Origin of the sequence: Herbaspirillum seropedicae (genome assembly GCF_001040945.1) — a bacterium.
Lineage (GTDB): Bacteria > Pseudomonadota > Gammaproteobacteria > Burkholderiales > Burkholderiaceae_D > Herbaspirillum > Herbaspirillum seropedicae.
Map to the genome: position 1 here is coordinate 4,136,446 of NZ_CP011930.1, position 12,151 is coordinate 4,148,596.

The window sequence follows — 12,151 nt, forward strand, 5'->3', positions numbered from 1 at the left end:
ATCGGCGTCGCGGAGGTATCGCGCTTTCGCAAAGCCGTCTTGTCGCGGGGTTGCGGACGGCCGACCTGCACCTTTTCAACTACCGGCCTTGCGTCATGGTTCCGTTATTGGCCGCACAGGCTGCGGCGATGGGGCGCAAGGCTTAAAAAAGTACTGCGCGGAGTGTAGCACAAACAAATCCGGCGATGCAGCCTGTTGCAGCCTGCGGACAATTATTTGCATGACAGGACCTGACCTGCCTGCGCCTGCTCGCTCATCCAGGCGGTAAATACCGCGACCTCCATGGGCTTGCCAAAGTAATAACCCTGTACTTCATCGCAGGCATTTTCCTTCAGGAAAGCATGCTGTTCCTCATCCTCCACTCCTTCGGCGATGACGCGCAGGTTCAGGATATGCGCCAGCGAGATGATGGCCTTGACGATGGCTGCGCTGTCGGCGTCGCGGACGATGTCGCGCACGAAGGACTTGTCGATCTTGAGTGCATCGACCGGGAAGCGGCGCAGGTAGGACAGGCTGGAATAACCGGTGCCAAAGTCATCCACCGAGATCTGCAAACCCAGGCGTTTCAAGGCATGCAGGGTGGCGACGCTCTTCTCGGCATCCTTCATGACGACGTTTTCGGTGATCTCCAGCTCCAGCCAGGACGCCGCCAGTCCGCTCTGCGCCAACACCCCGGCCACGAAATCGGGCAGGCTCTGGTTCAGCTGCCGCGGCGACAGGTTCACCGCCACCGGGATAGGCGGCAGCCCAGCCTGCTGCCATGCCTGGTTCTGCCGGCAGGCGGTACGCAGCACCCATTCGCCGATGGGCACGATCAGCCCGGCCTCCTCGGCAAAGGGAATGAAGCGATCCGGCGGCACCATGCCCTGCTGCGGCGACTCCCAGCGGATCAGGGCTTCGGCGCCGATCAAGCGGCCGTCCTGCAGGCTCAGCTTGGGCTGGTAGTACAGCTTGAACTCGTCCTGGTCGAGTGCGCGGCGCAGGTTGATCAGCATTTCCAGCCGATTGCTGACCTGGCTGTCCATCCACGGCGCGAAGAACTGGAAATTGTTGCGCCCCTGCTCCTTGGCCCGATACATGGCCGAATCGGCGTGCTTGAGCAGGCTTTCCACATCCTTGCCGTCGGCCGGATAGCGGCTCACGCCGATGCTGGCGGTGACCTGGAACTCGCGGTCACCGGCCTGCCAGGGCCGCGCCACCGCCGCCAGGATGCGCTGCATCACCTCGGCGATGCCCGCTTCGCCCTCGGTCTGGTTCTGCAACACCAGCACGAATTCGTCGCCGCCCTGGCGCGCCACCATGTCGGCCTCGCGCAGGCAGGCCTGCAAGCGCTGCGCCACGGTCTTGAGCAGCTCATCGCCGACCTGGTGCCCCAGGCTGTCATTGATGAACTTGAACTGGTCCAGGTCCACGAAGGCCACGGCCGTCAGCGCCCCCTTCTGCCGCGCCACCCGCAAGGCGCGCTGCAGGTGTTCGTGCAACATGTTGCGGTTGGGCAATCCGGTCAGGGCGTCGTGGGTGGCCTGGTGGCGCATCTCGGCCTCATGGGCCTTGCGCTCGGTGATGGCCTCTACCGTCCCTTCGTAGCAGCTCAGCTTGCCGGCCTCGTCATAGACTGCGCGGGCGTTTTCGGAAATCCAGATGATCTCGCCGTCGCGGCGGTAGACCCGCGACTCGAAATTGGACACCGAGCCCTGCTCTTCCATCAGCCGCATGAACTCCTGGCGGCGCTCCGGTTCCACGTAGAGCTGATGGCTGATGTCGCGCAGCCCCACGATCAGGTCTTCCGGGGAGTGGTAGCCATAGATGCGCGCCAGCGCCGGATTGACCGCGATATAGGTGCCGTCGGGCGTGGTCTGGAACACCCCTTCGATGGCGTTCTCGAAGATGCTGCGATAACGCCGCTCAGCCTCCTGCAGGGCCTGGGCCGCCTCCTTGCGCTCGGTCACGTCCTGCAGGAAGCCCTCTATCGCCTCTACCTGGCCGTTGGCGTTGTAGATCCCCACCCCGCGCTCCCACACCCAGCGCACCGCGCCATCGGCCCGCACGATGCGGTATTCGATATCGATGCGGCGACGCTCGCGCATGCAGGCGTCGACATGGTTGCGCACCAGGGTGCGATCCTCGGGATGGGTCAGCTCCAGGAAGGACAGGCGCTGGTTCAGCAACAGGTCTTCCGGCAGATAACCGGTCAGCGCCAGGCAACCTTCGCTGACAAACTCCATAGTCCATTGCGCGTCGTCGCGGCAGCGATAGACCACGCCATCGAGGTTGACCAGCAGGGTTTCCAAGAGCCGCGGCGAGCGCGGGATGGCCACGACGGCCCTGTTCTGGTCCGGGTCCGGGCGGCAAGAAGCCGGTGAGGCAGCTGTTTTCATAACGACATGTAATGTCTCGCCCCGCCAGGCGGGCAGGCGGAGTGTGTGGTGGTAAGTCGATGAACCCGGACGCCGAATCCCCGCGGCGGCTGGGTGGATGATTCAATGAAGCAATAACGATGCCACTGCCGTAAAAACCGCGTCCATCCTCAGCCCGTCCGCAAATCGACCGGAAACACCCCTCAGTTCGACGCGCCCGCCCTCTGGGCCAAGGCGTTAGAATCCGGATGAGCTGTCGCCAGGGCTGTGAGCACGTCAGCGTCGGCTCGACCATGACAACCATCGGACTCTCTTATGTGGGCAAACCGCTATCTGGCCTTCTGGGCTGCACTCGTTCTCACCGCAATACTGCTGGCGCTGGCCGCCAGCCACCAACTGGGCTGGGGCTGGGGGCTGATCCCGCTGGCGCTCACGGCCGTGGGCCTGCATGACCTGCTGCAGAAACGCCATGCGGTACTGCGCAACTATCCCATCATCGGCCACTTCCGCTTCATGTTCGAAGCCATCCGGCCTGAACTGCGTCAGTATTTCTTCGAAGACGAGATGGATGGCCGCCCCTTCTCGCGCAAGAAGCGCAGCATCGTCTACCAGCGCGCCAAGGCCGAGGTCGACAGCCGCCCCTTCGGCACCGAACTGGACATGCAGCAGGCCGGCCATGAATGGATAGGCCACTCGCTGTCGCCGACCAAGATCGCCAGCCATGATTTCCGCGTCATCGTCGGGGCGGACCGGGCCCAGCCCTACTCGATGTCAGTCTTCAATGTCTCGGCGATGAGCTTTGGTTCGCTCTCGGCCAACGCCATCCGGGCGCTCAACCAGGGCGCCAAGAAAGGCAACTTCGCCCACGACACCGGCGAAGGCTCGGTCTCCGAATACCACCGCGAATTCGGCGGCGACCTGGTCTGGCAGATCGCCTCGGGCTACTTCGGCTGCCGCAATGCCGATGGCAGTTTCAACGACGAGAAATTCACGGCGCAAGCGCAATCGCCGCAGATCAAGATGATCGAGGTGAAGCTCTCGCAAGGCGCCAAACCCGGCCACGGCGGCGTGCTGCCGGCCGCCAAGATCACCCCGGAAATCGCCGCCACGCGCGGCATTCCCATGGGGGTGGACTGCATCTCGCCGGCCGTGCACTCGTCCTTCTCCACCCCCATCGGTCTGCTGGAATTCATCGAGAAGCTGCGCGGCCTGTCCGGCGGCAAGCCGGTCGGCATCAAGCTGTGCGTGGGCCACCCCTGGGAATTCTTCGGCATCGCCAAGGCCATGCTGAAGACCGACATCGTGCCGGACTTCATCACCGTGGATGGCTCCGAAGGCGGAACCGGCGCGGCCCCGCTGGAATTCGTCGACCACGTCGGCATGCCGCTGCAGGAGGGGCTGGTCATGGTGCATAACACGCTGGTGGGAATTGGCCTGCGCGACAAGGTCAAGATCGGCGCCAGCGGCAAGATCATCACCGCCTTCGACGTGGCGCGCACGCTGGCGCTGGGGGCGGACTGGTGCAATTCGGCGCGCGGCTTCATGTTCGCGCTGGGCTGCATCCAGTCGCAGAGCTGCCACACTGACCGCTGCCCCACCGGCGTGGCCACCCAGAACGCCGACCGGGCCCGCGCCCTGGTGGTGCCGGACAAGGCCGAGCGCGTCTTCCGCTTCCACCAGAGCACCCTGCACGCGCTGCAGGAGCTGGTGCAGGCGGCCGGCCTGCCGCATACCTCGGCGCTGCGCCCGCATCACATCGTGCGGCGCATCAACGACCATGAAATCCAGCTCATGTCCAACGTCCTGAAATACCTGCAGCCCAATGACTTGCTGGACGGCAATTATCGCTATCGGGTCTATGAAAAGTTCTGGCCCATCGCCCGGGCAGAAAGCTTCCATCCGGAATTCTGAGCGCAGGCTGGCGCAGGACGATAAAAAACCCGCAGTTCGGACGAGCTGCGGGTTTTTTCATCTCCGGCCTGGTTGCAAGGACCTGGGCGGCATTGGACGGAACAGGAATGGATTACTTGCGCTTCATGAAGAAGATGAACTCGTGCTCATCATTCTGCGACTGCTCCAGCAGATCGTTGCCGGTCTGCTTGGCAAAGGCCTGGAAATCGCGCACCGAACCGGTATCGGTGGCGGTCACCCTGAGCACCTGTCCACTGGCCATGTCGGCCAGGGCCTTCTTGGTCTTGAGGATGGGCAGCGGACAGTTCAGACCGCGCGCATCGAGTTCCCGGTGAAATTGAATGGCCATTACATCGACTCAAAATGGATCACGACGAAAACGATTTTACTGCAAAATGCGCCGACTTGATGCATTGCACAAGTTATGTTGTTTTCGCCGCACTAGGCTTGTGCAAAAGCAATCAATTTCCGCCCGAACGGAACGTGGCGTCTTGCCTCTTGCCGGTGGCTTACTTCAGCACCTGCGGGGTAGCGATCGGCGTACTGGAGCCGGCAAACTCGACATACTGGACGTCCAGCCCGCGCCGACGCATCCAGTCTGCCACCGCATGGCCGGTGCCGGCCGGCCAGGGACGCAGGTCGGCCGCCTCGGTGAGCCGATATTCCACCAGTTCCGGCGACAGTCGGATCGAGCCGCTCGCCTTGACGTAGTAGGCGATGATCAGCTCGTTCTTGCGCATGAATTCATAGACGCCGATGAGCTCGATCTCCTGGGCGTCCAGGTCGGTCTCTTCCTTCAGTTCGCGGGCGATGCCCTGTTCGGGCGTTTCGTCGCGTTCCATGAAACCGGTGATCAGGGCAAAGCGCCCTTCGGCCCAGGCGGCGTTGCGTGCAGTGAGCATCTTGCCGTCGATTTCGACCAACGCGGCCAAGACCGGCAAGGGATTGTCCCAATGCGTCCAGTGACCATCGGGACAGGCCAGCCGGACTTTCCCAGCCTCGCCTTCATCGGCGCGCAGCTCCAGCGATGCTGCGCAGACCGGGCAGAACTTGAATTGACTCATGCGCGCTCCGGACCGAGGGCCAATGAAGATTACAGCTTGGACTGGACCCAGCCCGCCACGCCTTGCAGCGCGCCCGGCAGGGCTGCCGGCTCGGTGCCGCCCGCCTGGGCCATGTCCGGACGACCGCCCCCCTTGCCGCCGACCTGCTGGGCGACGAAGTTGACCAGCTCGCCAGCCTTGACCTTGGCGGTCGCATCAGCGGTCACGCCAGCGATCAGGCTGACCTTGCCATCCTTGACACTGCCCAGCACGATGGCGGCGGTCTTGAGCTTGTCCTTCAACTTGTCCATGGTCTCGCGCAGGGTCGCCACATCGGCGCCTTCCAGCGTGGCCGCCAGCACCTTGATGCCGTTGATGTCGACCGCCTGGTTGACCAGCTCGTCGCCCTGGCTGGAAGCCAGCTTGGACTTGAGTGAAGCCAGTTCCTTTTCCAGCGCCTTGACCTGATCCTGCACCTGGCCGATGCGCGGCAGCAGTTCTTCCGGCTGGGTCTTGAGCGCCGCAGCGGCTTCGGCCACGCGGCTCGACAGCGATTGCACCAGCGCCAGCGCACCTTCGCCGGTGACAGCTTCGACGCGACGGATGCCGGCCGCAACGCCGCCTTCCGAGACGATCTTGAAGAGGCCAATATCACCGGTACGCGTCACGTGGGTACCGCCGCACAGTTCGGTGGAGGTGCCGATGGAAAGCACGCGCACCTGGTCGCCGTACTTCTCGCCGAACAGCGCCATGGCGCCGGCGGCGATGGCGTCGTCGTAGCCCATCAGTTGCGCGCCGGTGGCCACGTTGGCCAGCACTTCGCGGTTGACGATCTCTTCCACACGACGGATTTCCTCGGCGGTCATCGGGGCGTTGTGGCTGAAGTCGAAACGGGTCTTGTCGGCATCGACCAGCGACCCCTTCTGCGACACATGCGAACCCAGCACTTCGCGCAGGGCCTTGTGCATCAGGTGGGTGGCCGAGTGGTTGCGCATGGTGCGGGCGCGCTGGTCGGCATCGACCTTGGCTTGGACGGCGTCGCCGACGGCCAGGCTGCCCTTGATCAGTTGACCGTGGTGGCCGAACACCTCGGCCTGGATCTTTTGCGTGTCCGCCACGGCGAACAGGCCATTGGCCGCTTCCAGCGCACCGGCGTCGCCGCACTGGCCGCCGGATTCGGCGTAGAACGGCGTGGTGTCCAGCACCACGATGGCGTCCTGGCCGGCCTCGATCTTCTGCACCGGGCTGCCGGCCACGTACAGGGCCACCACCTTGGCCGACTGCGCCAGCGATTCGTAGCCGACGAAGCGGGTCTTGTCGCCGGTGTATTCGATGGCCGCGGCCATCTTGAATTTGCCGGCGGCGCGGGCGGCGCTCTTCTGGCGTTCCATGGCGGCGGTAAAGCCCGCTTCATCCAGCTCGACATTGCGCTCGCGGCAGATGTCGGCGGTCAGGTCCAGCGGGAAGCCGTAGGTGTCGTACAGGGTGAAGGCGGTTTCGCCATCCAGCTTGCCGGTGTTGGCGGCCAGCGCGGCTTCCAGGATCTTCATGCCGTGTTCCAGCGTTTCGCCGAAACGTTCTTCTTCCTGCTTCAGGACCATCTCGACGCGCTCGGCGGCTTCCGGCAGTTCCGGATAGGCCGCACCCATCTGCACCACCAGGTCCTTGACCAGCTTGTGGAAGAAGGGCTTGGTCTGGCCCAGCTTGTGGCCATGACGTAGCGCGCGGCGGATGATGCGGCGCAGGACGTAGCCACGGCCTTCATTGCCGGGGATGACGCCGTCGACGATCAGGAAGGAGGTCGCACGGATGTGGTCGGCGATCACGCGCAGCGAGGCGTTGGACAGATCGGTCTCGCCGGTTTCGCGGGCGGCGGCCTTGATGAGCGCCTGGAACAGGTCGATCTCGTAGTTGCTGTGCACGTGCTGCAGGATCGCGGCCAGGCGCTCCAGGCCCATGCCGGTATCCACGCAAGGGGCCGGCAGCGGGGTCAGGGTGTATTCGCCGGTGGCCGGGTCGAGCTGGCGGTCGAATTGCATGAACACGTTGTTCCAGATCTCGATGTAGCGATCGCCGTCGGCGTCGGGGCTGCCCGGGGGACCGCCCCAAACGTCCGGACCGTGGTCGTAGAAGATTTCGGAACAGGGACCGCAGGGACCGGTCTCGGCCATCTGCCAGAAGTTGTCCGAGGCATAGGGTGCGCCCTTGTTGTCGCCGATGCGCACCACGCGCTCCGGCGGCAGGCCGATGTCCTTGGTCCAGATGTCGTAGGCTTCGTCGTCGGTCTGGTAGACGGTGGCCCAGAGCTTGTCGGCCGGCAGGCCGTAGACCTGGGTCAGCAGCTCCCAGGCCCACTTCAGCGATTCACGCTTGAAGTAGTCGCCGAAGGACCAGTTGCCCAGCATCTCGAAGAAGGTATGGTGACGCGCGGTGTAGCCGACGTTTTCCAGGTCGTTATGCTTGCCGCCGGCGCGCAGGCAGCGCTGCACGGAGGCCGCGCGCACGTAGTTGCGCTTGTCGGTGCCCAGGAACACGTCCTTGAACTGAACCATGCCCGAATTGGTGAACAGCAGGGTCGGGTCATTGCCCGGCACCAGGCTGGAGGAGCGGACGATGGTGTGTTCTTTGGATTCAAAGAATTTCAGAAACTTGTCGCGAATTTCGGCTGAGTTCATGTTCGAAGACGGATAAATGGGCCAGATGCCGCCACAGTAGCGCCAGCCGGACCCGGATGATGGTCGGTGCAAAAAACGATTGCGAACCAACGATTATACGTGATCCGGGCGCCATTAGGCCGCCTTCGCCAGCGCGGCCGATCTCGGCGATACCGGCGGTATCGCAGGCCGGCACTGGGCCCAGGCGAAAAAAAACCCGCCGGGGTGACCCGACGGGTTACAGGTTCGGCTGATGGCGCTGCGCGATACCCTGCGCGCGCATCCCTTAACAGTATCAGCCGTCCCTTCCGGTAAACCGGTTGGCAGGGAGACCCGGACTCAGGCGCCCTTGTTGATCGGCATCGAAGGCGCGGCCTTCTTGGCGTGCTTCTTGTGCTTCTTCTGCTTCTTCTTGGCGTGCTTCTTGTGCTTCTTGGGCGCGGGCTTGGCGGCCGGTGCTTCGGCGGCGGGAGCCGGGGCAGGTGCGGGCTGTGCCATGACCGGCATGGCGAAGGCGGCGACGAGTACGGCAGCCAGCAGTTTGTTGATCTTCATCGTTTTCCTCTATCTCTCAGTGTTGTGTGCTTCCACAAGTCCACCGGCGTGCTCACTGGCGCCGGCCTTGTGCATCCTTAACGCAAACTTTTTGCGCCACGTTGACAACAACTGTCGACTGCCCTCCAGTTGTTCTCCCCGTGTGCAAATCATAGCCAGCGCGCGGCGATTCAGTCCGCCGGTAAGAGCATCATTTCCGGTTCATTTCCAAACTGCGCGATGAACGGTGAACCGTTGGGATCAGCCTGGATCGGCCGGGATCAGATCGATGCGGTCGGTGCAGAAGGCGTCCACGCCCCAGGCCGTGATCTCGGCGGCACGCGCCGTCTCGTTGACGGTGTAGCAGAACAGCCCGTAGCCGGCCGCCTTGACGGCGGCCGCCAGGGCCGGCGTGAGATGCTTGTGGTTGGTGTGCAGCGCCACGGCCTGCAATTGCGCCAGCCGCGCCTGCCAGTCATCCGGGATCACCTCCACCAGGAAGCCGCGCGGCAGTTGCGGCGCCGTTTCCTGGACCGCCAGCAGGGCCTCGAAGGAGAACGAAGACAGCACCGGCAGCGCCGCGCCCGCGTCCCTCGCGAAACGCCGCGCCACCGCCTGCGCGGTCAGCTCGGCGGTGCGGCGGGCGGCCGCTGGCGTGGCCGGCTTGATCTCGACGTTCATCCAGATGCCGTGCTCCTGGCAGAAGTCCAGCGCCTGCTCCAGCGTGCAGAGGCGTTCGCCGGCAAAGACCGGATCGCGCCAGGTGCCCGCATCGAGTTCGCGCAACACGGCCCAGTCGGTCTCGGCGATCTTGCCGCTGCCGGGCAGGGTCCGACCGCGCTCCGGGTCGTGCATGAGGATGGGGACTTCGTCGCGGGTGAGCATGACGTCGAACTCGACCGCCCGATAACCGTATTGAAGCCCGGCGCGAAAGCCGGCCAGGGTGTTTTCCGGGGCCAGGGTGCCGCCGCCGCGATGGGCCAGGATCTTGGGATAGGGCCACATGATGTTCTCCGTCCAGGTGAAGGAAAGTCCGATGGCCGCATAAGGTAGAGCAGTTCACGCCCGGCCACAAGCATTCCACCGCCCCGGACCGACCGTCGGTCGCAGCTCGCTGGCGCGGGCGGGCGCGCACAGGCATGCTGGCCCCATTCCTTCACTGCCCAGCGAGATCATCATGCCCGACATCGCTCCCACCCCGACCGATCCTGACTACGCCTGCGCCGAGCGCCGTGTGGCCCGGCAACTGGGTTTCCTGCGCCACCTGGCGCTCTACCTGGCCGTCAATGCCGGGCTGGTCCTGCTCAATCTGCTGGACCGTCAAGACCATTGGTGGAGCCTGGGGCCTCTACTTGGCTGGGGAATCGGGGTACTATTCCACGCCTTGAGCGTATTCGCACGCTTTCCCGCCGGCATCAGGCAGGCGATGATCGCGCGCGAACTGCGCCGCCGCTGACGGACTTGCGCCCTCGGCGGCCCGCCCGCATTCCCAGACCACACGCATGAGTTCACCAGACACTTCCGTTTCGCCCCGTATCATCCTGCTGCTGCGCGAGCTGGCCCGCGCCCTGCTGCCCACGCTGCTGATCAACCTGATGTGCGCGCTGGCCGTGACCTACCTGCTGCGCATCGGCGACGGCTTCTATGAAAACCTGCAGATATCGATGTGCATCGGCCTCTTGGCGATGTTGCTGATCAATGGCGCGCGCCTGCTGATCTGGGGGGACGATGAGCCCAACAAGCTCGGCTTCGCCGTGCTGCTGGCCGTGCTGGCGCCGCTGGCGGTGCTGCTGGGACGGGTGCTGGCCACCCTGCTGCTGGGTCAGCCCGTGGTGAGCCTGGTGCCCGAGCACAGCGACAACATCATTGCGGTCATGGTGCTGACCTTCCTGGTCTGCTTTGGCGCCACGGTGTTCTTCTGGAATCGCCAGAAGATGGCCACCCTCCAGGCCCACGCCAGCGAAGTCGAGAAGCATGCCGTGCTGGCCCAGCTGCAGACGCTGCAGGCGCAGATCGAACCGCACATGCTGTTCAACACCCTGGCTACCTTGCAATCGCTCATCAGCACCGATCCGCTGCAGGCCGAGCTGATGCTCAACCAGCTGGTGCAATACCTGCGCACCACCCTGTCGGCCTCGCGTGCCGACAGTTGCTCGCTGCAACAGGAATTCGACCTGATCAAGGCCTACCTGGGCCTGATGTCGCTGCGCATGGGCCTGCGCCTGTCCTACACCCTGCAACTGCCGTCGCACCTGGGCCGGCTGCGCCTGGCGCCGATGCTGTTGCAGCCGCTGGTGGAAAACGCCATCAAGCATGGCCTGGAACCCAAGGTGGACGGCGGCAACTGCACCGTACGCGCAGCGGTCCACAACGACATGCTGGTGCTGAGCGTGCTCGACACCGGCGTGGGCCTGCCCACCAGCGTGAGCCTGAACCAACCGCCCGCGCAGAAGGAACCGGTCATCGGCATGCATTTCGGGCTGGACAACATCCGCGAGCGCCTGTCCACCCTCTACGGCCCGCTGGCCGAGCTGATCATCACCCACAACGTCCCCGCCGGCGCGATGGCGCAGATCACCATCCCGCTCAAGTCGCTCAAGAGCGCCCACCGCAGCGGCAAAGCGGGCCGCTCGCCCGCGCTGTAAGCCCCGGAGCATCCAGCATGGCCGTATCCGCCCTCATCGCCGAAGACGAACCCCTGCTGGCGCGCGCCCTGCAGAACACCCTGCAACGTTGCTGGCCGGAACTGGAAACGCCGCGCTTGGCGGCCAATGGCGTGCAAGCCTTGGAGATGGCGCTGGAAAGCCTGCCGGACGTGCTTTTCCTGGACATCCGCATGCCCGGCCACAGCGGACTGGAGGTGGCGCGTGAGCTGGCCGAGCAATGGCCGCAGCGGCAGCCCTTCCCGCTGATCGTCTTTGTGACAGCCTATGACGAGCATGCGCTGGAAGCCTTCGAGCGCGCCGCCATCGACTACCTGCTCAAGCCGGTCAACGAAGAGCGCCTGGGCAAGACCGTGCAGCGCCTGCGCGCACTGCTGGCGCAACGCGCCGCCAGCAGCCAGGAGCTGCACCTGGAACAGGCCCTGGCGCAACTACGCCAGCTGGTCAGCGCCGACAGCCCGGTCGCGGCTGCGCCGCCGGCCCGTCTGGAGGTCATCCGCGCCGCCGTCGGCAACCGCACCCGCCTGATCCCGGTGGAAGAGGTGATCTACTTCGAAGCCACCGACAAGTATGTCAACGTCGTCACCGCCGATGGCCAGGCGCTCATCCGCACCAGCCTGCGCGAACTGATCCCGCAGCTGGACCCGGGCCAGTTCTGGCAGATCCACCGAGGCACCGTGGTCCAGGTGCGCAAGGTGGAGGCCGCCGTGCGCGACGAGGCCGGCAAGCTCTCCCTGCAACTGCGTGGCCGGCCCGAGAGGCTGGCGGTGAGCCGGCTGTTCGCCCCGCTGTTCAGGCAGATGTAGGACCGCCGACCTCAACGGCCATAGTAGTAGCCTGGCCCATAGTACGGGCGGTAGTAATGTGGCTGCGGCGGCCCGGCCGGCACCACCACGCAGGCCGACAAGGTGGCCGCTGCGACAGCGGCGGCGACGATGAGCTTGAGCCACGATTTCATGATCTCTCCCAGATTCAATTTGATTACGGGA

General features: G+C 64.6%; 11 protein-coding genes. 4 read left to right on the forward strand and 7 right to left on the reverse strand.

What is annotated here, in order from left to right; genetic code table 11:
* Window positions 1-212 precede the first annotated feature (212 nt).
* Window positions 213-2,378 carry a putative bifunctional diguanylate cyclase/phosphodiesterase gene (locus tag ACP92_RS17970; RefSeq protein WP_041311141.1) on the reverse strand — a complete coding sequence of 722 codons (2,166 nt, stop codon included), beginning with the start codon at window positions 2,376-2,378 and terminating at the stop codon, window positions 213-215.
* A 294-nt stretch (window positions 2,379-2,672) separates the two neighbouring features.
* On the opposite strand from ACP92_RS17970, the gene ACP92_RS17975 reads away from it, so the two are divergent.
* Entirely contained in the window at window positions 2,673-4,268 is a 1,596-nt protein-coding gene (locus ACP92_RS17975; RefSeq protein ID WP_013235552.1) for an FMN-binding glutamate synthase family protein, read from the forward strand.
* A gap of 112 nt (window positions 4,269-4,380) precedes the next feature.
* Here ACP92_RS17975 and ACP92_RS17980 read toward each other — a convergent pair whose 3' ends face one another.
* The 5 genes from ACP92_RS17980 to ugpQ form a co-directional block, all read right to left on the reverse strand.
* Window positions 4,381-4,617: a sulfurtransferase TusA family protein gene (locus ACP92_RS17980; RefSeq protein WP_013235553.1), complete on the reverse strand. Its 237-nt coding sequence runs from the start codon at window positions 4,615-4,617 to the stop codon at window positions 4,381-4,383.
* 160 nt (window positions 4,618-4,777) lie between these two features.
* Window positions 4,778-5,332, reverse strand: coding sequence for an NUDIX domain-containing protein (locus tag ACP92_RS17985; protein WP_013235554.1), 555 nt, complete (start codon window positions 5,330-5,332; stop codon window positions 4,778-4,780).
* A gap of 29 nt (window positions 5,333-5,361) precedes the next feature.
* A complete protein-coding gene (gene alaS / locus ACP92_RS17990; protein WP_013235555.1) occupies window positions 5,362-7,986 on the reverse strand; it encodes an alanine--tRNA ligase in 2,625 nt (874 codons plus the stop codon).
* A 318-nt stretch (window positions 7,987-8,304) separates the two neighbouring features.
* The gene (locus tag ACP92_RS17995) at window positions 8,305-8,520 is read right to left on the reverse strand and encodes a hypothetical protein (RefSeq protein WP_041311145.1); all 216 of its coding nucleotides are present in this window, start codon (window positions 8,518-8,520) and stop codon (window positions 8,305-8,307) included.
* A gap of 240 nt (window positions 8,521-8,760) precedes the next feature.
* Complete coding sequence (ugpQ, locus tag ACP92_RS18000; protein WP_013235557.1) at window positions 8,761-9,504, reverse strand: glycerophosphodiester phosphodiesterase; 744 nt, start codon at window positions 9,502-9,504, stop codon at window positions 8,761-8,763.
* Between the two features lie 172 nt (window positions 9,505-9,676).
* Here ugpQ and ACP92_RS24400 point away from each other — a divergent pair, with 172 nt between their 5' ends.
* From ACP92_RS24400 to ACP92_RS18010, 3 genes are read left to right on the forward strand one after another with little or no spacing between them, the layout of a single operon-like run.
* Window positions 9,677-9,955, forward strand: coding sequence for a 2TM domain-containing protein (locus tag ACP92_RS24400; RefSeq protein ID WP_013235558.1), 279 nt, complete (start codon window positions 9,677-9,679; stop codon window positions 9,953-9,955).
* 46 nt (window positions 9,956-10,001) lie between these two features.
* On the forward strand, window positions 10,002-11,144 hold the full coding sequence (locus tag ACP92_RS18005) for a sensor histidine kinase (RefSeq protein WP_013235559.1): 1,143 nt from the start codon (window positions 10,002-10,004) through the stop codon (window positions 11,142-11,144).
* Window positions 11,145-11,161: 17 nt separating this feature from the next.
* Window positions 11,162-11,968, forward strand: coding sequence for a LytR/AlgR family response regulator transcription factor (locus ACP92_RS18010; RefSeq protein ID WP_013235560.1), 807 nt, complete (start codon window positions 11,162-11,164; stop codon window positions 11,966-11,968).
* 11 nt (window positions 11,969-11,979) lie between these two features.
* On the opposite strand, the gene ACP92_RS24900 is transcribed toward ACP92_RS18010, so the two are convergent.
* Window positions 11,980-12,120: a hypothetical protein gene (locus ACP92_RS24900; protein WP_167578394.1), complete on the reverse strand. Its 141-nt coding sequence runs from the start codon at window positions 12,118-12,120 to the stop codon at window positions 11,980-11,982.
* Window positions 12,121-12,151 lie beyond the last annotated feature (31 nt).

Excerpts from the sequence above, each read along its gene's own strand:
- ACP92_RS17970 (WP_041311141.1), bottom strand. The coding sequence starts at position 2,378 with ATGAAAACAGCTGCCTCACCGGCTTCTTGCCGCCCGGACCCGGACCAG.
- ACP92_RS17975 (WP_013235552.1), top strand. The coding sequence starts at position 2,673 with ATGTGGGCAAACCGCTATCTGGCCTTCTGGGCTGCACTCGTTCTCACC.
- ACP92_RS17980 (WP_013235553.1), bottom strand. The coding sequence starts at position 4,617 with ATGGCCATTCAATTTCACCGGGAACTCGATGCGCGCGGTCTGAACTGT.
- ACP92_RS17985 (WP_013235554.1), bottom strand. The coding sequence starts at position 5,332 with ATGAGTCAATTCAAGTTCTGCCCGGTCTGCGCAGCATCGCTGGAGCTG.
- alaS (WP_013235555.1), bottom strand. The coding sequence starts at position 7,986 with ATGAACTCAGCCGAAATTCGCGACAAGTTTCTGAAATTCTTTGAATCC.
- ACP92_RS17995 (WP_041311145.1), bottom strand. The coding sequence starts at position 8,520 with ATGAAGATCAACAAACTGCTGGCTGCCGTACTCGTCGCCGCCTTCGCC.
- ugpQ (WP_013235557.1), bottom strand. The coding sequence starts at position 9,504 with ATGTGGCCCTATCCCAAGATCCTGGCCCATCGCGGCGGCGGCACCCTG.
- ACP92_RS24400 (WP_013235558.1), top strand. The coding sequence starts at position 9,677 with ATGCCCGACATCGCTCCCACCCCGACCGATCCTGACTACGCCTGCGCC.
- ACP92_RS18005 (WP_013235559.1), top strand. The coding sequence starts at position 10,002 with ATGAGTTCACCAGACACTTCCGTTTCGCCCCGTATCATCCTGCTGCTG.
- ACP92_RS18010 (WP_013235560.1), top strand. The coding sequence starts at position 11,162 with ATGGCCGTATCCGCCCTCATCGCCGAAGACGAACCCCTGCTGGCGCGC.
- ACP92_RS24900 (WP_167578394.1), bottom strand. The coding sequence starts at position 12,120 with ATGAAATCGTGGCTCAAGCTCATCGTCGCCGCCGCTGTCGCAGCGGCC.